At 69.2% G+C, this 19,927-nt stretch carries 17 protein-coding genes; 6 read left to right on the forward strand and 11 right to left on the reverse strand.

Annotation, left to right across the window (positions count from 1 at the left end):
• Nucleotides 1-92 precede the first annotated feature (92 nt).
• The 6 genes from VG556_RS16305 to VG556_RS16330 form a co-directional block, all read right to left on the reverse strand.
• The gene (locus VG556_RS16305; protein WP_014648569.1) at nucleotides 93-2,585 is read right to left on the reverse strand and encodes a DNA topoisomerase I; all 2,493 of its coding nucleotides are present in this window, start codon (nucleotides 2,583-2,585) and stop codon (nucleotides 93-95) included.
• A gap of 193 nt (nucleotides 2,586-2,778) precedes the next feature.
• Nucleotides 2,779-3,708, reverse strand: coding sequence for an RDD family protein (locus VG556_RS16310; protein WP_049408647.1), 930 nt, complete (start codon nucleotides 3,706-3,708; stop codon nucleotides 2,779-2,781).
• Between the two features lie 49 nt (nucleotides 3,709-3,757).
• Nucleotides 3,758-4,522: a pilin gene (locus tag VG556_RS16315; RefSeq protein WP_100450674.1), complete on the reverse strand. Its 765-nt coding sequence runs from the start codon at nucleotides 4,520-4,522 to the stop codon at nucleotides 3,758-3,760.
• Nucleotides 4,523-4,561: 39 nt separating this feature from the next.
• Nucleotides 4,562-5,035 (reverse strand): DUF494 family protein, encoded by a 474-nt coding sequence (locus tag VG556_RS16320; RefSeq protein WP_005419622.1) that lies wholly within the window; start codon nucleotides 5,033-5,035, stop codon nucleotides 4,562-4,564.
• A 43-nt stretch (nucleotides 5,036-5,078) separates the two neighbouring features.
• The gene (gene dprA / locus VG556_RS16325; protein WP_423180032.1) at nucleotides 5,079-6,206 is read right to left on the reverse strand and encodes a DNA-processing protein DprA; all 1,128 of its coding nucleotides are present in this window, start codon (nucleotides 6,204-6,206) and stop codon (nucleotides 5,079-5,081) included.
• Between the two features lie 129 nt (nucleotides 6,207-6,335).
• Nucleotides 6,336-7,466, reverse strand: coding sequence for a LysM peptidoglycan-binding domain-containing protein (locus tag VG556_RS16330; protein WP_032958270.1), 1,131 nt, complete (start codon nucleotides 7,464-7,466; stop codon nucleotides 6,336-6,338).
• 126 nt (nucleotides 7,467-7,592) lie between these two features.
• On the opposite strand from VG556_RS16330, the gene def reads away from it, so the two are divergent.
• From def to VG556_RS16355, 5 genes are all read left to right on the forward strand, one after another.
• Nucleotides 7,593-8,105, forward strand: a complete 513-nt coding sequence (def, locus tag VG556_RS16335; RefSeq protein ID WP_014648564.1) for a peptide deformylase — start codon at nucleotides 7,593-7,595, stop codon at nucleotides 8,103-8,105.
• Between the two features lie 120 nt (nucleotides 8,106-8,225).
• Nucleotides 8,226-9,149 carry a methionyl-tRNA formyltransferase gene (gene fmt / locus VG556_RS16340; RefSeq protein ID WP_014648563.1) on the forward strand — a complete coding sequence of 308 codons (924 nt, stop codon included), beginning with the start codon at nucleotides 8,226-8,228 and terminating at the stop codon, nucleotides 9,147-9,149.
• Nucleotides 9,150-9,152: 3 nt separating this feature from the next.
• Nucleotides 9,153-10,484 carry a 16S rRNA (cytosine(967)-C(5))-methyltransferase RsmB gene (gene rsmB, locus VG556_RS16345; RefSeq protein ID WP_100450672.1) on the forward strand — a complete coding sequence of 444 codons (1,332 nt, stop codon included), beginning with the start codon at nucleotides 9,153-9,155 and terminating at the stop codon, nucleotides 10,482-10,484.
• Nucleotides 10,485-10,508: 24 nt separating this feature from the next.
• Nucleotides 10,509-12,218: an ArnT family glycosyltransferase gene (locus VG556_RS16350; protein ID WP_100450671.1), complete on the forward strand. Its 1,710-nt coding sequence runs from the start codon at nucleotides 10,509-10,511 to the stop codon at nucleotides 12,216-12,218.
• 152 nt (nucleotides 12,219-12,370) lie between these two features.
• Complete coding sequence (locus VG556_RS16355; protein ID WP_046432731.1) at nucleotides 12,371-13,630, forward strand: O-antigen ligase family protein; 1,260 nt, start codon at nucleotides 12,371-12,373, stop codon at nucleotides 13,628-13,630.
• Nucleotides 13,631-13,660: 30 nt separating this feature from the next.
• Here the strand turns inward: VG556_RS16355 and VG556_RS16360 are convergent, their stop codons facing one another.
• On the reverse strand, nucleotides 13,661-14,467 hold the full coding sequence (locus VG556_RS16360; protein WP_032958277.1) for a glycosyltransferase family 2 protein: 807 nt from the start codon (nucleotides 14,465-14,467) through the stop codon (nucleotides 13,661-13,663).
• On the opposite strand from VG556_RS16360, the gene VG556_RS16365 reads away from it, so the two are divergent.
• Nucleotides 14,466-15,524, forward strand: coding sequence for a CDP-glycerol glycerophosphotransferase family protein (locus VG556_RS16365; protein WP_100450670.1), 1,059 nt, complete (start codon nucleotides 14,466-14,468; stop codon nucleotides 15,522-15,524). The genes VG556_RS16360 and VG556_RS16365 overlap by 2 nt on opposite strands.
• A 97-nt stretch (nucleotides 15,525-15,621) precedes the next feature.
• Here VG556_RS16365 and VG556_RS16370 read toward each other — a convergent pair whose 3' ends face one another.
• The 4 genes from VG556_RS16370 to VG556_RS16385 form a co-directional block, all read right to left on the reverse strand.
• Nucleotides 15,622-17,160 carry a PH domain-containing protein gene (locus tag VG556_RS16370; protein WP_100450669.1) on the reverse strand — a complete coding sequence of 513 codons (1,539 nt, stop codon included), beginning with the start codon at nucleotides 17,158-17,160 and terminating at the stop codon, nucleotides 15,622-15,624.
• Nucleotides 17,157-17,657, reverse strand: a complete 501-nt coding sequence (locus VG556_RS16375) for a PH domain-containing protein (RefSeq protein WP_014648556.1) — start codon at nucleotides 17,655-17,657, stop codon at nucleotides 17,157-17,159. Before VG556_RS16375 ends, VG556_RS16370 begins: the two co-directional genes overlap by 4 nt.
• Before the next feature lie 74 nt (nucleotides 17,658-17,731).
• Entirely contained in the window at nucleotides 17,732-18,868 is a 1,137-nt protein-coding gene (ribA, locus tag VG556_RS16380) for a GTP cyclohydrolase II RibA (RefSeq protein ID WP_100450668.1), read from the reverse strand.
• Nucleotides 18,869-18,955: 87 nt separating this feature from the next.
• Entirely contained in the window at nucleotides 18,956-19,876 is a 921-nt protein-coding gene (locus tag VG556_RS16385) for a lauroyl acyltransferase (RefSeq protein WP_099476005.1), read from the reverse strand.
• Between the last annotated feature and the right edge of the window lie 51 nt (nucleotides 19,877-19,927).

Genomic DNA, 19,927 nt, shown 5'->3' on the forward strand with positions numbered 1-19,927 from the left:
CCCGGTAGTGCCGGGCGCTGGCGGGAATGGGGTGATAGTGGTTTTTGCCGGCCAGCGGCCGGCACTACCCCTTATCCACGCATGGCGTGAATCTACTTCGCGGCTTTCTTGACGGCCTTCTTCGCCGGTGCCTTCTTTGCAGCGGCCTTCTTTACCACGGCCTTCTTCGCCGCCTTCTTGGCAGGCGCCTTCTTGGCTGCGGCCTTCTTCGGCGCCGCTTCCTTCTTCACGGCCGCCTTCTTGGCCGGTGCCTTCTTCGCGGCAGCCTTCTTGGCGCCGAAGCCCTTGCGCACGGGCTTGCCGGTTTCTTCCATCAGCTGCTGCACTTCGGCCAGGGTCAGCGATGCCGGCTCGCGATCCTTGGGGATCTTGCCGTTCATCCTGCCGTCGCTGATGTACGGGCCGAAGCGGCCGTTCAGCACCTGGATGTCGCTGCCCTCGAACTCCTTGATGATCCGGTTGCGCGCGATCTCTTCCTTCTCTTCGATCAGGAACACGGCGCGGGCCAGGTCGATGGTGTACGGGTCGTCTTCCTTCTTCAGCGAGGCATAGGTGCTGCCGCGCTTGGCGAACGGGCCGAAGCGGCCGATGCCGACGCTGACCGGCTCGCCGTTGTCCTCGCCCAGCGCGCGTGGCATCAGGAACAGTTCCAGCGCGTCTTCCAGCGAAATGGTGTGCATCGACTGGCCGGGGCGCAGCGAGGCGAATTTCGGCTTCTCCTCGGCGTCCTCGGCGGTGCTGCCGATGGCGGCGTAAGGCCCGAAGCGGCCGAGGCGCACGCTGACCGGCTTGCCGGTCTTCGGGTCGGTGCCGAGCTCGCGCGCGCCACTGGCCTCGGCGCGGTCCACCGATTCCTTCTTGTCTTCCACCAGCTCCTTGAACGGCTCCCAGAAGCGGGCCATCAGCGGGATCCACTCTTCTTCGCCACGCGAGACGGCGTCGAGCTCGTCTTCGAGCTTGGCGGTGAAGTCGTAGTCCACGTACTGGGTGAAGTGGCTGGACAGGAACTTGGACACCGCGCGGCCGACGTCGGACGGGCGGAAGCTGCGGCCTTCCATTTCCACGTACTTGCGGAACAGCAGGGTCTGGATGATCGAGGCGTAGGTCGACGGACGGCCGATGCCGTACTCTTCCAGCGCCTTCACCAGCGCCGCTTCGGTGTAGCGCGGCGGCGGCTGGGTGAAATGCTGCTCGGCCTGGATGCGTTCCAGCGGCACGCGGTCGCCCGGCTTCATCGCCGGCAGCTTGCGGCCTTCGTCCTCGTCTTCGGCGCTCTTGTTGTCCTTGCCTTCCTCGTACACGGCCAGGAAGCCGGGCACCACCACGGTGGTACCGCTGGCACGGAACACGTGCTCGCTGCCAGCCGACAGGTCGACGCTGACCGTGTTGAGCGTGGCCGGAATCATCTGGCAGGCGACGGCGCGCTTCCAGATCAGTTCGTACAGGCGGCGCTCGTCGTCGGTCAGGAAGCGGGCGACCTGCGACGGAGTGCGCAGGGCCGAGGTCGGGCGCACCGCCTCGTGCGCTTCCTGGGCGTTCTTGGACTTGGTCTGGTAGGTGTTCGGCTGGTCGGGCAGCGAGGCGATGCCGTAATCACGGGCGATCACGTCGCGGATTTCGGCCAGCGCGTCCTGCGACAGGTTCACCGAGTCGGTACGCATGTACGAGATGAGGCCGACGGTGCCTTCGTCACCGATCGCCACGCCTTCATACAGCTTCTGCGCCACCTGCATGGTCTTGCGGGTGGTGAAACCGAGCTTGCGCGAGGCTTCCTGCTGCAGGGTGGAGGTGGTGAACGGCGGCGCCGGGCGGCGCTTGCGCTCCTTGCTGGCCACGTCGGTAACATGCAGCGAGCCCTGCGCGGCCTGCTGGATGCGCAGGCGGGCGGCTTCGGCGGTGTCGCCGTCGGTGATGGTGAACTGCTCGAATTTCTGCCCGTCCAGCTTGACCAGCTTGGCGTTGAAGTGCTGCGACGGGTGTGCGCACTCGGCGGCGATCGACCAGTACTCGCGGGCGATGAAGGCTTCGATCTCTTCCTCGCGCTCGACGATCATGCGCAGCGCCGGGCTCTGCACGCGGCCGGCGGACAGGCCGCGCTGGACCTTGCGCCACAGCACCGGCGAAAGGTTGAAGCCGACCAGGTAGTCCAGCGCGCGGCGCGCCTGCTGGGCATCGACCAGATCGCTGGCGATCGCGCGCGGCTGGCTGATCGCTTCCTTGATGGCGCGCGGGGTGATCTCGGTGAACACCACGCGCTGCATCGGCTTGTCCTTGACCAGCCCGCGTTCCTTCAGGATCTCGGCGATATGCCAGCTGATCGCTTCACCTTCGCGATCCGGGTCGGTCGCCAGCAGGATGTCGTCGGCGCCCTTGGCGGCCTTGGCGATCGCGTCGACATGTTTTTCGTTCTTGTCGATCACGTCGTAGTGCATGGCGAACCCGTTGTCCGGGTCGACCGCGCCTTCCTTCGGAATCAGGTCACGCACATGCCCATACGAGGCCAGGACGGTGTAGTCCTTGCCGAGGTATTTGTTGATCGTCTTGGCCTTGGCCGGCGATTCGACGATGAGCAGGTGCTTGGGCATGGCAGCAGTGTCTGTGGGGCGAGCCGCAGGGGAGGGGCCGCTAGGGTGGAGCAAACGGCCGCATTAGTGAAGCGGCCACGGACAAATCAATACGCTGAACGCCCGGTAGTGTGCCGGGCGTTCAGGTTTCACCTTATTAGAGGAATCACGCCCGGCCAGCCCCTGTCAAGCAGCCAGACGTGAGGATGGCCGTTCATGAGGCCATCTTGGCGATGAAGCCGACCGCGGCCACCAGCACCACCAGGCCCGCCAGCACCAGCAGGCCGGTGAGCACCAGGATCACGATGGTGACCGTGCCCAGCTCATGGCGCTGCAGGTGCGGCTGGTCGGTGTAGGCCCAGCGGTCGACCACCAGGGTGTCGCAGATCATGTCGTGCAGGCCCTGCTTGCGCTCGGTGAAGGCGGCCATCAGGAAGCCGATGCCGAGGGTGAAGCTGCTCAGCAGCATGGCCCAGTAGCGGCCGAAGGCGCGGCCCTTGGTCAGGCGATCGCCGTTGCTGCGCACGACCTTGATGCCGACCGCCATCTTGCCCAGCGTGGCGCCACCCTGCGAGGAATGGAACCAGGTGTAGTAGGCAACGCCGATGGCCATGTTGATCAGCGCGCTGGCCACCTGCGCGACGATTTCGATGGAGGTCTCGCCGCTGCCCACCGCGCCCATGCTGGCGCCAAGCACCACGCCGATGATGGCGCCGATGATGCCGCCCGGAATGGCCAGCACGAAGTAGTCGATCATGTACGCCGCTACGCGCTTCCAGAAGCCTGCGTAGACCACCTCGCCGCCGATCACCGGCTGCGGGCCACCGGCACCGGAAGCGGCCGGGGCGCTGTAGGGCGAGCTGCTGAGCGCGCCCGTGCCAGGCAGCGGTGCAGTGCCGTTGTCGATGGCGGCGTAGTCGCCGCGCAGGTCGAAGCCGCCGCTGGCGGTGGCCGTGCTGGCATCGGCCAGTGTCTGCAGGCCGAGCTCATCGACCACCTGGCGCAGTGCAGCCCACTGGGCCATGCCTTCGCGCCAGACCAGGGTGTCCAGATTCAGTTCGCCCCGCTGGAAGCGCTGGCGGATTTCCTGGACCGGCAGCGGGCCCTGGCGTTGCTGTCCTTCGGCGTAGTACCACTCGGTCATTGCATGTTCCCTGTTGGATCGTCCTTGGAGGTGCTGCCGTGCACGTGGCTCAGCCGCGGCACGACGGCGGCAGGTACTTGTCGTCGCTTTCACCGCTGCATTCCCAGCGGCCGCTGTCGCGATCATATTCCAGCCACAGCAGGTCGCCATCGAGGCTCTTGCCGGGCACGGCCAGCGTTGCTTCGATGCCGCAGTGGCCGTTGTTGAAGCGGCCGATGTTCACCGCCGACAGGCCGGCCTGGGTGAAATCACCCGGCGCCGGGAAACCGGCATCGTTGGCACCGGGGCAGCGGCCTTCGTCGTCGGCGAAGTGCTGCACCTGCTGTTTCAGCGGCTGCAGGGCCTTGACCGCGGTGGCAACCTTGGCACGCACGGTGTAGTCGTTGTAGGCAGGCAGGGCGATCGCCGCGAGGATGGCCATGACCGGCACCAGCACCAGCAGCAGGCCGCCGCCGATGATCGCGGTCAGGGCGCAGCCGGAGAGCTTCTTTTTCGGCGGCGGCAGCACCCCGGCCGGGGTCTGCGTGGCATAGGGCGTGGACGGCGGCAGCACCGGTGGTTGCGGCGGCGGCGGCGCAACCGGTTCCGGTTCGGGCTCCGGCTCGGGTTCCACGGCCGGCGCGGCGACGTCCAGCGCCGGCACGATCAGGCCCAGCTCATCGACCACGCTGCGCAACGGCTGCCATTGCGGCAGGCCGTCGCGCCAGACCAGGGTGTCCAGGGAGATCTGGTTGTTGCGGAACAACTCGACCAACTGTTCCGCCGGCAGCGGGCCTTGCTGCCGGTTGCCTTCTGCGTGGAACCACTCGCTCACGGGGACGCTCCTGAATGCGCTATGCCCCCAAGTGTACGGTCAGTGCAGGGGTTCTGGCTCGTCCATGAACATCTGCGTCTCCATCCAGGCGTAGGCCGCTTCGGAGCCGGGCTGGTTGAACAGCACCATCAGCACGACCCACTTCAGGTCGTCCAGGTCCAGTTCGTCCTGGTCCAGGGCCATCGCCCGGTCCAGCACCAGCTCGCGCTGGTCGGCGTCGAGGATGCCGTGCTGTTCCAGGTACAGCAGGAAGCCGCGGCATTCCACGTCCAGCTTGTCCAGCTCGGGGCCGTGGTAGATGCGCACGGGGCCATCGACCCGCGCCTGGGCCACGCTCGGCCGCTGCGCGGCCAGGGCATCGAGCCAGTCGAACGCCTTGTTGATCTCGGTGGGGCTGAAACCGGCCTGGATCAGGCCGTTCTGGAGCGAATCGCGGTCACGGATCAGGTCCGCATCTTCGCTGAAATAGTGTTCAAACAGGTACAGCAGTACATCCAGGATGCTCTCTTTCATTGCCCCTCGGCCTGCGTCGCGCGACGCTGTGGAGGTGAAGAAACTAGGGAGTTCGACAGTAGCGGCCGTGTACGCACACCACGATTCCCGCCAGTTCCATGGCCAGCAGCATGGAGGACACCTGTGACGCCGTCAATCCACAACGCGTGATCAGTGAATCCATACCGCTTGGGTTGTGGTCCAGCGCCCGCCACAAGCACTGGTAGTCAGGGTCGCCGGCCCAGCGCGCCGGCAGGAGCGCCGGCGGTGCCTGTTCAGTGGGGGTGGCCAACCGCGATTGCAAGCCCGGCAGCTGCTGGCGAAGGGCGGGGGCGAGCAGTTCCAGGACCTCCTCGGGGCGCTCGACCAGCGCCGCGCCCTCGCGGATCAGGCGATGGCAGCCGGCCGCGCGCGGGTTGAGCACCGACCTGGGCAGGGCACAGACCTCGCGGCCCGCCTCGGCGGCCAGGCGCGCGGTGATCAGCGCGCCCGAGCGCTGTGCGGCCTCGACCACCACGGTGGCCAGCGCCAGTCCGGCCACCAGCCGGTTGCGCGCAGGGAAGTGGCTGGGGCGGGCAGCCGTGCCCGGCAGGTACTCGCTGAGCACCACGCCTTCGGCGGCGATCCGCGCCTGCAGCCGGGCGTGGCTGTCCGGATAGGCCCGGTCAGGGCCGGTGCCGATCACTGCCATGGTGCAGCCGCCGGCCTCCAGCGCAGCCTGGTGCGCGGCCGCATCGATGCCTGCGGCCAGGCCGCTGGTCACCGCCAGGCCGGCCTCGACGAAGCAGCCGGCAAAACGCGCGGCCAGTGCACGCCCGCCCGGGGTGGGCGAGCGGCTGCCGACCAGCGCCACCGAAGGGCGCCAGGCCAGGCAGGGATCACCGGCCACGAACAGCGCCAGCGGCGGGTTGGGTACCTCCAGCAGTGATGGCGGAAAGGCCGGATCGGTACACGGCAGCAGGTGATGGTTGTCCTGTTCCAGCCAGCGCCGGGCGGATGTCCAGGCCCGGGTATCGGGGCGTTCCAGGGCGGCGCACTGCTCCGGCGTGCAACCGTGCGCACGCCAGGTCGCAGTGCCTTGCGCGATGGCGGTTTCCGCATCGCCCGCGGCCTGCAGCAGGGCCCGTCGGGACGCCAGTGCGCCTCCCGCCATCAACAGGCGCAGCAGCGCCTCGTATGCATGTGTGGTCATCCCCCACTATCGGCCGCACACAACAAAGGCGCCCTAGGGCGCCTTCGCATGTGGCTGTCAGGTTTTGCCGGAGGTGCCTGCCGGCCCGCGGCCGGCACTCCAGTGGTGGCCGGGGCAGTCCGGCAACCGTTACTTCGCGTCCGGGTGCAGCGCGTTGTAACCCACCTGCACCGGCTTCACGCCCTGCATCACCAGCGCGTAGCTGACGTTGTCGAAGGTGCGGAACACCATCGCATGCGCGGCATACTCATCCGGCAGCGAGACCCGGCCTGCGCCGGTGCTGAGCGAGTCGTCCATGCGCGAGGAGGTCGGGTACTTCATGCGGTGCGCTACATGCCGGCCCGGGCGCCACAGCGAGAACACGGTGCCGTTGTCCACGCCCTGGGCACGGCCGGCCGAAATCGCGATCACGTCGCGTGGGCCACCGGCGGTGAACATGTCGGTGACCGCCAGCACGCGCACGTCCACGCCCTCGACACCCGCAGCGGGTACGTGGGGCACGAACTGCAGGTCGTACGGCCGGGCTTCGACCGGCACCAGGCGGTCGCCGGCGCGCACTTCGCGGCCGCCGACGTTCTTGTCCAGCACCAGCGTGGAGGCCTCGACCTTGCCGCCGGCGATCTGGGTGATGGTGCCGGTGGCGACCTGGGCCAGTTCGTAGCCGAGCACGCCACGACGTGCGTTGGGTGCGTTGTAGGCCTTCCACAGGTTGCCGCTGCCCGGGGTGACGTCGCCGTTGGCGGTCAGGTCCTCGGTCGGCTTGGGCTGGGCGTAACGCACGGTCGGGCGTACCACGGCCCAGCGCTGGCCCACCTGGGCATCCGCCAGGCGCACGTAGACGGTGTCGCCACCGGACACGCGCAGGCGGCTGTCCTCCAGGCCGACGACGTAGGGCAGCTGCTTGACGCTGTCGACAACGCTCAGCTGCTTCAGGAACGGCTCGACCTGGGCCAGCGGAATGGCGTCGATCGGGGCCTCCTGGCGCGGACCGGCCTGGGACACGGTCACCCGGTCCAGGTAGGCCAGGCTCAGCACGTCACCTGGATAGATCAGGTGCGGGTTGGCGATCTGCGGATTGGCTTGCCAGATCTCCGGCCACAGCCAAGGCTTCTGCAGGAAACGTGCGGCGATATCCCACAACGTATCCCCTTTTCGGACCACATAGGTGTCCGGGTGCCCGCCATTCACTTCCACGGCGGTAGCATAGGCAGCCACGGTCAGCATCGCCGCGGCGACGACCGTACGAAAACGAAGCAACATAGGTGTGAAGCCCTGATTCCCCAACAGGTCCACGCACTATAGTCCAGAAACCGGGGCGCAAGGCAAGCGTTGGAGCTAGAATCTGCGACGTATGCCGGCGTGCCGGCCCCCTACCCGGAAACAGCCATGGCCCTTCTCCCCATTCTCGAGTTCCCCGATCCGCGCCTGCGTACCAAGGCTGCGTTGATCGACGCCGCCGAAGTCACCACGCCGGCCTTCCAGGAACTGATCGACAACATGTTCCTGACCATGTACGACGCCCCGGGCATCGGCCTGGCCGCCACCCAGGTGGACGTGCACAAGCGCTTCATGGTCATCGATGTCAGCGAAGAGAAGAATGAACCGCATGTGTTCATCAACCCGGAAATCGTCGCCAAGGACGGGGGCCGGGTGTACCAGGAGGGCTGCCTGTCGGTCCCGGGCATCTTCGCCGACGTGACCCGCGCTGACACCATCACCGTGAAGTACCTGGACCGCAACGGCCAGGAGCAGCAGCTGGAGGCCGGTGAAGTGCTGGCCACCTGCATCCAGCACGAGATGGACCACCTGGACGGCAAGCTGTTCATCGACTATCTGTCGCCGCTCAAGCGCGAGATGGTCCGCAAGAAGCTGGCCAAGCAGCGCAAGCACGTGGCGTGATCGCCAATCCGGGCCGCCCTCCGGGTGGCCCGTGCCTGCGCGACGCGCGCGGGCTGTACGGCGCCGGCCGACGGCGCCGTTTTCTTTCCTGCACGAATCCATCCTGCAAGTGGGGTAGCCATGAGGATTGTCTTTGCCGGTACGCCGGAATTCGCGGTGTCGTCGCTGCGCGCCGCGGCGCGCCACCACGAGGTCGTGGCCGTCTATACCCAGCCTGATCGCCCGGCCGGGCGCGGCCGTGGCCTGGCACCGTCGCCGGTCAAGCTCGAAGCCGTGGCCCGTGGCATTCCGGTCTACCAGCCCGAATCGCTGAAGGATGAAGCTGCCCAGCGGCAGCTGCGCGACCTGCAGCCGGACCTGATGGTGGTGGTCGCCTACGGCCTGATCCTGCCCAGGGCGGTACTGGCGATCCCGACCCACGGCTGCTGGAACGTGCATGCCTCGCTGCTGCCACGCTGGCGCGGTGCCGCGCCGATCCAGCGCGCGATCCAGGCCGGTGACGCAAAGACCGGCGTGTGCCTGATGCAGATGGAAGCCGGCCTGGATACCGGCCCGGTGCTGCTGCACCAGGAGCTGCCGATCGCGGCCACCGATACCGGCGGCCAGTTGCATGACAAGCTGGCCGAACTGGGCGCACAGGTGCTGTCCGACGGCCTGGGCCTGCTGCGTGCCGGCATCAAGCCGATCGCGCGGCCGCAGCCCGAGCAGGGCGTGACCTACGCGCACAAGCTGGACAAGGCCGAAGCCCGCCTGGACTGGGCGCAGGACGCCGATGCCCTGGCGCGCACCGTGCGCGCCTTCAATCCGTGGCCGATCGCCGAGGCCACGCTGGCCGGCGAGCGCGTGCGCATCCACGGCGCGGTCGCTCTTGACCTGGCCCACGGCCAGGCGCCGGGGGCGGTGCTGGCGGCCAGCCGCGATGGTATCGACATCGCCTGCGGCCAGGGCGCGCTGCGCCTGCGCACGCTGCAGCGCGAAGGCGGCAAGGCGATCACCGCCGCCGACTACCTCAATGCCCGCCGCGACCTGCACGTGGGGGCATAGGCGGTGTCGAAGCAGAATGATTTCTCCGTCGCCAAGGCGGCGCCGGGCGCGGCCACCCGCATGCTGGCCGCACGCGTACTGGCGCAGGTGTTCACCCGTGGCCGCTCGCTGAAGGCGGAACTGGCCTGGGCACTGCCCAAGCTGGCCGACAGTCGTGATCGGGCCTTGCTGGAAGCGCTGTGCTTTGCAGTCCTGCGCCGCCGCAGTACCTACGACGCTGCCTTGCAGTCGTGGATGCAGAAGCCGCTGTCGGCGCGTGATGCCGACCTGCGCACGTTGCTGATGGTGGGCTTCGCGCAGCTGGACGTGCTGGAACTGCCGGCGCATGCGGCCCTGTCGGCCACGGTCGACGCCGCCCGCGCGCTGGGCCGTGAGCGCCAGGCCGGGCTGGTCAACGCGATCCTGCGCCGCGCGCAGCGCGAGGGGTTCCCGGAGCAGCCTGCGCGTGACGCCTTTCCGGCGTGGCTGGCCGATGCCGTCGAGCGCGACTGGCCGTCCCAGGCCCAGGCGATCTTTGCTGCCAGCCTGCAGCCGGCGCCGCTGTGGCTGCGTGCCAACCGCCAGCAGGGGGGGCGTGACAAGGCGCTGGCCACGCTGGCCGAGGCCGGCATTGCTGCCGACGCCAGCCCGCTCAGCGCCGACGCGCTGCGCCTGGTGGCGCCCATCGCGGTGAACCAGTTGCCGGGGTTCGCCGACGGTGCGCTGTCGGTGCAGGACCTGTCGGCGCAATGTGCGGCGGACGCGCTGGCACCGGCGTCCGGCGCCCGCGTTCTGGACGCCTGCGCGGCACCGGGTGGCAAGTCGGCGCACCTGCTGGAGCGTGACCCGAGCCTGCGTCTGCTGGCGCTGGATATCGATGCGCGTCGCCTGGCGCGTGCCCGCGATACCTACACCCGCACCGGTGTAGGTGAGGGCGCGCAGACCCGGGTGGCCGATGCCAGCGACCCCGGTGCGTGGTGGGATGGCACACCGTTCGACGCCATCCTGCTGGATGCGCCGTGTTCGGCCACCGGCGTGATCCGCCGCCAGCCGGACGTGATGTTCCACCGCCGCGCCGAGGATATCGATGCGCTGGTCGGCGTGCAGGCCCGCCTGCTGGAGGCCTGCTGGTCGATGCTGCGCCCGGGCGGCGTGCTGCTGTACGCCACCTGTTCGATCCTGCGCGCCGAGAACATCGATCAGGTGCGGGCCTTCCTGAAGTGGCATCCGGACGCGGTGGCACAGCCGCTGGATGACAGATTCGGCCTGGACTGCGAGGGGATCGCGCGCCAGCGACTGCCGGGTGACAGCGATGCTGACGGTTTCTTTTACGCGCGTCTGCTAAAAACGGCCTGACCCCCCGCTGACGTTGCGAGTCCCATGCTGAAATCCCGCGCGTCGCGCGAGACGTGGTTGTTCGTGGTGATGGCCCTGCTGGTGCTGGGGGCCGGGCTGGGCCTTCGTGATCCGTGGCCGTCGGACGAGCCGCGCTTCGCGCTGGTGGCCAAGCAGATGTTCGACAGCGGCCACTGGCTGTTCCCGCACCGCGGGACCGAGCTGTACTCGGACAAGCCGCCGATGCTGATGTGGTGGCAGGCCACGCTGTACAGCCTGGTCGGGCAGTGGCGCGTGGCCTTCCTGCTGCCGTCGCTGCTGGCGGCACTGGGCACGCTGTGGTGCGTGGTCGACCTGGGCCGGCGGCTGTGGACGCGGCGGGTGGGGCTGTATGCCGGCTGGGCGCTGCTGTTCGCGCTGCAGTTCACCTTCCAGGCGAAGAAGGGGCAGATCGATCCCCTGCTGCTGCTGTTCATCACCCTGGCCAACTACGGCCTGCTGCGCCACCTGCTGCTGGGGCCTGCCTGGCGCTGGTGGTGGCTGGGCTGGTTCTTCGCCGGCATCGGCGTGATCACCAAGGGCGTGGGCATGCTGGCGCTGCTGATGATCGTGCCCGCGGCAATCGCCACGGCGCTGCGGTGGCCACGGGTGGGCCTGCACGCGCGCGACGCGCGCTTCTGGCTGGCGCCGCTGGCCTTCCTGCTGGCGGTGTCGTTGTGGCTGGCGCCGATGCTGCTGGCCGGCTTTGCCACCGGCTCGGACGAATATCGCGCCTACATGGACGATATCCTGTTCCAGCAGACGGCGCGGCGCTACACCCATTCCTGGGATCACCACCAGCCCGCCTGGTACTTCCTGGCGACGATGCCGCTGATGTGGATCCCGGCATTCCTGGCCATGCCCTGGGCGATTCCGGCCTGGCGCCGCCGGCTGCAACGCCGCGACGCGCGCTATCTGCTGCCGCTGGCCTGGTGGCTGATGGTGGTGCTGTTCTTCTCGATTCCCGCCGGCAAGCGCGACGTCTACATCCTGCCGGCGCTGCCGATGTTCTGCCTGGTGCTGGCACCGCTGTTGCCGGGGTTGCTGAAGCGACGCGATGTGCAGGCCGTGGTCGGGCTGTTCACCGGCCTGCTGTCATTGGGCCTGGCCGTGGCTGGCGCGATGGCGGTGCTGGGTGACCCGGCCTTCGAGCTGCGCCTGACCCATAGCCGCGGGCTCGCCCCCGGGGCCGTCGACGCGCTGGCGTGGACGATCCTGGCGATGGGCCTGTGGGGCGGATTGAGCCTGCTGGCCTGTGGCCGTCGCCGGCAGCTTGCGCTGGTGTCGACCCTGGCGGTGGTCTGGGTGCTGTACAGCCTGGTCGGCTACCCGCTGCTGAACGATTCCAGTTCGGCCCGTGGCCTGATGCGCACGGTCGGTACCCGCCTGGGCCCCGATGCCGAGCTGGGGTTGGTGGCCTGGAAGGAACAGCACCTGCTGCTGGCCGACCGTCCCGCCGCGACCTTCGGTTTCGAGACTGACTGGGACGAGCAGCTGGTGGCGGCCACGCGCTGGCAGCGGCTGGCGCCCGGACGTCGTTGGCTGCTGGTCCACGAGTACGCGATGCTGTCGTGCGTCGACCGCAACCGCTCCGAACTGGCCGGCGTGTCCAACCGGCGGCGCTGGTGGCTGGTGCCGGCGGCGGCGGTGACGGTGCCGTGCGTGGTCACTGCCGAGGAGCGGGAACGTGAACGGCGTTTGCAGGAACATGACTAGCCAGCACGATTTCCGCTTGTCCAGTCTGCCCAAGCGGGTCCAAAGGCAGTAAAACAGCAGGCTGGGACGGCCCGCGTTGGCCTGTCCCATTCTTCCAGCATATTGCAGCGATACTTCCCGACGTGCCAGCTTCACCGGACAACCTGAACCTCATGGCCGGCGACCCGCTGGGCGTTCCCGTCGGTGGGCGTCACGGGGTTGCACACGGGCTGGCCCAGCTGGGGCTGTTCTGCCTGCCGGCACTGGTGCTGACCGTGCCGATCAACCTGTTGCCGTATGGTCTCCTGCTGCTGCTCAGCACCCTGCTGGCGCCGGAGCTGCTGTGGCGCGCGCGGGGCATGGCCGGCCAGCCGGTGAAAGTGCTGGTCTGGCTGATGCTGGCGGTGCTGGCGCTCGGCGTACTGTCGGTGGTGCTGTTCGAACAGGGCCTGCGTGACGTCGACAACCGTTCGCGGTTCGTGGTGATCCCATGGATCGCGCTGTGGATCTGCGCGCTGCGTCCCAGCCTGCGGTGGCTCTGGTACGGCTCGTTGACCGGCCTGCTCGCCACCTTCGTGATGTCGCTGTGGCAGGTGCTGGGCGGTGCCCCGCGCGCGGAGCTGTTCACCAACGCCATCGTGCTGGCCGACATCGTGATGGTGTTGATGGTGCTGCTGGTGTTCTGCCGGCCGTCGCGGCGCTGGTCGCTGGTGATCCTCGGCATGGCCGCCGGTTGCGGCACCATCGTGCTGACCGGCAGCCGCGGTGTGTTCGCCGCCTTGCTGGCGCTGCTGGTGGTGCTGGCGCTGAGCCTGCGCTGGCGTACCGGTGCGGCGCGCCTGTCGGTGCTGGCCGGGATGCTGGCGATCGGTGCGACGCTGCTGCTGTCGGTGCCGGAGCTGCGCCACCAGGTCCGCCTGAGCGAGCTGCACAGCGACGTGCAGCGGATGGAGCTGGGCGACAGTGATTCTTCCGCCGGTGCCCGCGTCGAGCGCCTGCAGGTAGCCTGGCAGACCTTCCTCGATCATCCGCTGGTGGGTGTTGGCATCGGTCATTTCGACAGCGCGATGCAGCGCGTGCCGGTCTGCCGGGAGAACCCGGAAGAGTTGCGCTGCCACCTGGGGCATGCCCACAACGACGTGGCCGAATGGGCGGCGACCCAGGGTGTACCGGGCCTGCTGCTGTTGCTGGCGGTGTATGGCATCCCGCTGTGGTTGTTCGTGCGCCTGCATCGCCGCAGCGGACGAGCGACCTTCCGCGGGCCGGCCGCTGCCGGCGTCATGCTGGTGATCACCTACGCGTTGTGCGGGCTGACCCAGTCGATGTTCGCGCACCAGATGACGGCCAGTTTCTACGTGACCCTGGTCGGGCTGCTGACCGGCCTGTCGATCGTCGAAGGCGCGCGCCACCGGGCGATCACCGGCGGCTCGTGATGCGTCGGCGCGCCGGGCGGGCCCCGGCGATCAGGGGTTCGGCGGGTCGGCCACGGGCTGGCCGTTGCCCAGCATCCACAGCATGATGGTCTTCTGCCGCACGTAGTTGGCGCGCACGTAGGCGTAGACCAGGCCGTGCCAGCCGTCGCGGAAGCCGCCACGGAACACGAAGCCGCGCCAGAACCGCCAGGCCGGCGCCAGCACCAGCTTGCCCAGCGTGGCCCGCTTGCCGCGTGCGAACTCGTGCTCGGCCATCATCCGCGCGTACTTCTCGGTCTTGGCCAGCTGCTGCTGCAGGGAGCGGTACGGGTAATGGACCAGGTCGCCGCGCAGGGTGCCGACGCTGCCGTCGACGCTGGCCGCCTCGTGGATCTCGCGCTTGCCGCGCCAGCCGCCGCGGCGGCGGTCGAACAGGCGCATCACCCGGTCCGGGTAGGCGTTGCCATGGCGCAGGAACCTGCCGAAGTACTCCGACAGGCGCGCGAAGCGATAGCCGGCATGGCCGGCGAAGCCACCGTCGCGGGCCTGTTCGATGGCTGCGCGCAGTTCCGGGCTGATCCGCTCATCGGCGTCCAGGCACAGCACCCAGTCGTGGCTTGCCTGCTCGACGCAGTAGGCCTTCTGGCTACGGAAGCCATCGAACGCGCGCTGCAGCACGCGGGCGCCTGCGGCCTCGGCGATGGCCAGGGTGGCATCGGTGGAGTACGAGTCCACGACGATGATCTCATCGCAGAAGGCCAGCGAGGCCAGGCAGTCGCCGATGCGGCCGGCCTCGTTGAACGCGATAATGCAGGCCGAGATGCGAGGCCGTTCGATGGGAGCGGTCGTGGAGGACATGATGGCCGGGTACCTGTTGTTTGCGACGGAGCGCTATGCGCTGCCTATTCTCGCCCCGTTGGCGCAGGCCTTGCACGCCTCCGGGCAGGAGGTGGCGGCCTGGTTCGAGGACGGCGCGGCCGCCAGCAGGCTGCCGGGCGTGCCCAACATCGGACTGAAACAGGCCCTGGCGATGCGGCCGCGTGCCGTGTTCAGCGCCGCGAACTGGGTGCCGACCTTCCTGTCCGGCGCCAAGGTACAGCTGTTCCATGGCTTCAACGTAGAGAAGCGCGACAGTGCGCGCGGCCACTTCCGGGTGCGCGGCATGTTCGACCTGTACTGCACGCAGGGGCCGGCCACCACCGCGCCGTTCCGTGAGATCGCCGCCCTGCAGGGCCATTTCGCCGTAGCCGAGACCGGCTGGCCGAAGCTCGACCCGCTGTTCCGCGACGACGGTGGCGAGAGCGCCGCGCTGCGCGCAGCGGCGGGCGGGCGCCCGGTGATCCTGTTCGGTTCGACCTTCACCGAGCGCCTGAGCGCAGCGCCCCACCTGCATGCGCAGATCGCCGCCGATATCGCTGGCGGTGAGCGCTACTGGCTGCTGACCCTGCACCCGAAGTGCCCACCGGAACTGTTCGAGCGCTACCGCGCGCTGGCCGGTGCCCATGCCCGCTTCATCGAGCCGGAGCAGGTGATGGCCGCGCAGCGCGCCGCCGATGTGCTGGTGTCGGACACCTCGTCGATCGTTTCGGAGTTCATCGTCCAGCACAAGCCGGTGGTGACCTTCCGCAACCGCGTGCCCAAGCCGCACATGATCGACTTCGACGACCCGGCGCAGCTGCCGGCGATGCTGCAGCGCGCGCTGCATCCCGACGCCGCGCTGCAGGCGGAGATCGTGCGCTACGCCGACGCCATCCATCCGTACCGCGATGGCCTGTCCAGCGAGCGGGTGATCGCCGCCACCGAGGATTTCCTGTCCGGTGAAATGGGCGTGCTGCGGCGCAAGCCCTTCGGCAGCTGGGTGCGCGACCTGCAGATCCGCAAGGACCTGGGATATTGGGGGCCGTCGCAGCGCTGATGCCTCGCCGACCCCGCTCGCGGTAGTGCCGGCCGCTGGCCGGCAACCTCGGGAATGTCTGCGGTTGCCGGCCAGCGGCCGGCACTACCGGTGTTGCTTACCAGCGCAACTTGCGCCGCGCCAGCGCCGCGGCCAGCTGCTCCATCACGTGTTGCGCCTGCGCCTGCGGCAGGTGGCGCAGGGTCAACGCCACATCACCGTGCGCACCGGCCGTATCCAGCTGCAGGCTGCTGGTGCCGAGCAGCTTGTCCAGCGGTGAACGCTGCAGGCGCAGGCCCTGCACCTTGTCCAGCTCGGCCCAGCGCCACCAGCGCTTCCACCAGCCGCCGCGCACGGCCACGTAATGGGCATCCAGATACCAGCCCATGCGCGCCATCTGCCGATGTGCCACCAGCAGCGCCACCGGCAGCCAGGCCAGCACGATCAGGCCCCATGATCCCCAGCGCCAGTACGCGGCCGCTGCCAGCACCGGCACCAGCAGCAGCGCGCCCAGGCACAGCCGCCACCAGCCACGCTGCGGAATGGACTGCCATTGCGCTGGCGGCCACCGCAGTTGAGGCAACAGGTGCTGCACCAGCTGCTCGCAGCGTATTGCCGGTGCCAGCGGTGCCAGCTCGCGCAGGGCGCGGTCTTCGTCGCGCGAGGGGCCGCCGGCAGCGCTGTCAATGCGCAGCTGGCGCAGGCCGAACCAGCGATGCAGGGTGGTTTCGCGCAGCGTCCAGGCCTGGATGCGGCGACGCGCGACACTGCTGCGGGTACGGCTGAGCAGGCCGGCCGAGACGGTCAGGCGGCGATCCTGCTCGCTGAGGGTGAAGCCGTGATAGCGCAGCAGGGTCAGCACCACCGACAGCGCACGCAGCGCCAGCCAGCCCAGCAGCAAGGCTGCGGCCAGCAGCAGGAAGGCGCCGGCCACGCCGGGATGCAGGTGGCTTGCGTAGCCGAAGGCTTCCCGGCCGCCACGCTGGATGGCCGCGTCCATCACCGGCCGCGGCACGGTCTGGAACAGCACGCCGAAGGCGGCGATCGCCAATGCCCAGCCGCGGTTGGACAGCAGGCCCATGCGCACCACGTCCCAGCTCGACAGGCGCAGCAGCACCTGTTCGGTGTCGGCGTCGGTGATCGAGTGGGCGGCCACGACGTCGGCGGCCTGCGGTGCCTGCCCACGCTGGCGCACCAGTCGTTCCAGCGCCAACGCCTGGTCCAGCTTCAGCACGCGCATTTCGGCTTCCGGACGCACGCCGCCGGCCGATTCAAGGCGCAGCTCGGCCACGCCGAACAGGCGGTGCAGCGGGTTCTGCCGCACTTCCACGTTGTGGATGCGGGCGAACGGGATCTCGCGGCGGTTGCGCGCCAGCAGTCCGCTGCGCACGGTGATCGCGTCGCTGCCGATGCGGTAGCGGTAGCTGAGGTACTGCAGCACCGAGACCAGCACCAGCGCGGCAATCGCCGACAGCGGAATCAGCTGCGCCCACATCGGGTCGCGGTCACCGCGCTGGCCGAACACCAGCAGCGCCACCAGCGGCAGGAAGTAGTGACGCAGCTGCATCAGCAGCACGAACAGCCACGACCACGGGTGCAGGCGATGGTCCTCGCCACCGGCAGGCAGCGATGCGGGCAGGGGCGGCGGCAGGCTCACAGGGCGTCGGCGTCCTGGTCGAGCTGATGCGACAGGGTGTCACGCAGGCGCTCGGCGTCGGCCTCGTCCAGGCCGCTCACGGTCACTGCGCTCATGCGGGTCCCGGCGGTGTGCACGATCAGCGTGGCCAGGCCGGCACGGCGTTCCAGCGGGCCGCGGCGCAGATCCAGGTGCTGCACGCGCGAAATGGGGATGCGCGTTTCCAGCTGCCACATCAGGTCGCGGCGCAGGCCCAGCCCTTGGGTATCCAGCCGCCAGCGGGTGCGGGTCAAGCGCCGGTGGCCAAGCCACGCGCCGAAGACGATGCCGATCAGCAGCCCAAGGGCGGCCGTCCACAGGCCGCCGGGCAGCTCGAAGAACCACGCGGCCGCGGCCAGCGGCAGGCCCGGCACGAACAGTCCGCCGAAGGCGCCTTCCAGTGCGGCCAGGCGGGCGGCGCGCTGCGGCAGCGACTGCCAGGCATCGGCAGGCGGGGAGGTCAGGGGAACGTCGATCACGCAGGCTCCGTCAGGTGGCAGGGCGGGCGGTGGCGGCAGGGCCGCACCGCGCAGACGGTAGCAGGTCGACCGCGCTACTGGGCAGCCTGGATCAGCGCGTCCACATCCAGCATGTGGCCGGCACGATCGGCCTTGGTGCGCAGGTAGTGTTCGTTCTCGGCAGTGATCTCGCCGGTGACCGGAATGCAGTCCAGCACCTCGATGCCGGCGTTGCGCAGACGCTGTGCCTTGGTCGGGTTGTTGCTGAGCAGGGCCACGCGCGAAATGCCCAGGCCATGCAGCATCGCCACCGCACTGCCGTAGCGGCGCTCGTCGGCACCGAAGCCCAGCTGTGCATCGGCATCGATGGTGTCCAGGCCGTCGTGCTGGTAGCCGTAGGCGCGCATCTTGGCGGCGATGCCGGTGCCGCGGCCTTCCTGGTCCAGGTACAGCAGCACGCCGCCGCCCAGTTCCTTCAGCTTGCGCAGGCCGCGCCGCAGCTGGTCGCCGCAGTCGCACTTGAGTGAGCCGAACAGGTCGCCGGTCAGGCACGAGGAGTGCACGCGTACCGGCACCACCGCCGACAGGTCCGGTTCGCCGACGATGATCGCGACCTGGTCGCGCTGGGCCACGCCGCCGCGGAACACCGCGAAGGTGGTCACGCCGACGTCGCGCAGCGGTACCGGCGAACGGGCGACCAGTTCGTAATCGTGGGCGGCGTGTGCCGCGCCCTCGGCCAGGTCGCACAACGCCACTTCGGCCGCACCCGCAAAGGTCATGTCCTCTGCATCCAGGCGCACCGCCACCATCGCCGGCAGCAGCAGGCCCAGGCGGGCCAGCTCCACCGCGCCGGCATCGAAGGCGTCGCCGGCCGTCCAGTCGTCCGGCATCGGGCCGGGCTCGCGCAGGTAGCCCAGCGAGGGCAGGGCATCGAAGGCAACCCCCGCCAGCGGCAGGCGCGCGCCTGCCGGTGCCTCCACGCCGAGCACGCGGGCGCGGGTGGCGGTCAGGAACAGGTAATGGCGCTCGCGTGCGGCAGCGGCGAAGGCAGCGAAGCTGCTGGCAGTGGCGCTGTCCAGTGCAATCACCGCCAGGCGCTGGCCCTGCCCATCGTGGAGCAGTACCGGGCGACCGGCACGCAGTTCGGCCACCGCGCGTTCGCAGCGGATCGCGGCGGGGTCGCCGAACAGGGAAGAGGCAGCAGGCATGGCGGGACCGGGGGAGGCGGACATCGCAGTCTCTATGGGGGCGCCGGCGTCGTATTCAACGTGGTGCGGCCGCCGGTCGCAAGGGCCGGATGGGCATGGGCGTGGGGGCCGTCAGTGCGGATGCTCTTCGGTCGCATACGGATCTTCCTCGCCGCTGCCCGGTGGCCGCAGCGTATAGCGCTTGTAGGTCCACTGGTACTGCGTCGGGTCGCGGCGGGCGATGCGCTCGATGCCGGCATTGAGCGCGGTGGCGGCCACCTGCGGGTCCGGATCGGCCACGGCCGGGTCGGTCGGCTCGATGTGCAGGGCGAATTCCATGTCCGGCCCGATGCGCTCGCACCAGCCATACAGCACGGTGGCGCCGGTGCGCTCGGCCAGCCGGTTGACCAGGGTCATGGTCAGCGCCTGCACGCCGAAGAACGGCACGAACACGCCATCGCCGGCCTTGGGCTGCTGGTCGGGCAGGATGCCGGTGGCGCCGCCGTCCTTGAGCACCTTGAACAGCTGGCGCACGGCCGGGCCCTCGGCGCGTACCTGCTGCACGTTCTGGCCGCCGCGCACCAGCTGCAGGAAGGCGTCGCTGGCCTCGTCTTCCGGCGGCTTGTAGACGATGGCGATCTGCCCGCGCGAGGCCAGCCACTGGTTCAGCAGCTCCCAGTTGCCGAAGTGCGGTGCGGCCACGATCACGCCCTTGCCGCTGGCCAGGGCCGCGTCGTACAGGGCTTCGCCGTGGCGCTGCTTCAGGTGCAGCCGCAGGTTGTCGGCCGGCTGCCGGCTCCACAAACGCAGGGTCTCGATGGCCTGCAGCGCAGTGGAGCGCAGCAGTTCGCGGTGCAGACGGTCGCGTGCAGGACCGTCCAGCTCCGGGTAGGCCAGTTCGAGGTTGCGCCGGGTAACGCGGCTCTCACGGGCATTGACACGAACCCACGTCCACGCCAGGGCGTGTGCGAACCCCCGCAGCAGCGGCCAGGGCAGGCGGGCGAACAGGGTGGTGGCGCGGTAGACCAGCCGGGCTTTGCGTTGCGGATTCATCGGCGCCAGTTTAGCCAAGGGCGCTGCTATCGTGGCCGGCCCCGTTCATTG

Origin of the sequence: Stenotrophomonas sp. CASM106 (assembly GCF_049384825.1) — a bacterium.
GTDB classification, from domain to species: domain Bacteria; phylum Pseudomonadota; class Gammaproteobacteria; order Xanthomonadales; family Xanthomonadaceae; genus Stenotrophomonas; species Stenotrophomonas muris.

What these genes read in the sequence shown, in the direction of transcription:
- fmt (WP_014648563.1), top strand. Translation starts at nt 8,226, where the DNA reads ATGAGGATTGTCTTTGCCGGTACGCCGGAATTCGCGGTGTCGTCGCTG.
- VG556_RS16365 (WP_100450670.1), top strand. Translation starts at nt 14,466, where the DNA reads ATGATGGCCGGGTACCTGTTGTTTGCGACGGAGCGCTATGCGCTGCCT.
- VG556_RS16350 (WP_100450671.1), top strand. Translation starts at nt 10,509, where the DNA reads ATGCTGAAATCCCGCGCGTCGCGCGAGACGTGGTTGTTCGTGGTGATG.
- def (WP_014648564.1), top strand. Translation starts at nt 7,593, where the DNA reads ATGGCCCTTCTCCCCATTCTCGAGTTCCCCGATCCGCGCCTGCGTACC.
- VG556_RS16385 (WP_099476005.1), bottom strand. Translation starts at nt 19,876, where the DNA reads ATGAATCCGCAACGCAAAGCCCGGCTGGTCTACCGCGCCACCACCCTG.
- VG556_RS16330 (WP_032958270.1), bottom strand. Translation starts at nt 7,466, where the DNA reads ATGTTGCTTCGTTTTCGTACGGTCGTCGCCGCGGCGATGCTGACCGTG.
- VG556_RS16320 (WP_005419622.1), bottom strand. Translation starts at nt 5,035, where the DNA reads ATGAAAGAGAGCATCCTGGATGTACTGCTGTACCTGTTTGAACACTAT.
- ribA (WP_100450668.1), bottom strand. Translation starts at nt 18,868, where the DNA reads ATGTCCGCCTCCCCCGGTCCCGCCATGCCTGCTGCCTCTTCCCTGTTC.
- VG556_RS16360 (WP_032958277.1), bottom strand. Translation starts at nt 14,467, where the DNA reads ATGTCCTCCACGACCGCTCCCATCGAACGGCCTCGCATCTCGGCCTGC.
- VG556_RS16310 (WP_049408647.1), bottom strand. Translation starts at nt 3,708, where the DNA reads ATGACCGAGTGGTACTACGCCGAAGGACAGCAACGCCAGGGCCCGCTG.
- dprA (WP_423180032.1), bottom strand. Translation starts at nt 6,206, where the DNA reads ATGACCACACATGCATACGAGGCGCTGCTGCGCCTGTTGATGGCGGGA.
- VG556_RS16305 (WP_014648569.1), bottom strand. Translation starts at nt 2,585, where the DNA reads ATGCCCAAGCACCTGCTCATCGTCGAATCGCCGGCCAAGGCCAAGACG.
- VG556_RS16355 (WP_046432731.1), top strand. Translation starts at nt 12,371, where the DNA reads ATGGCCGGCGACCCGCTGGGCGTTCCCGTCGGTGGGCGTCACGGGGTT.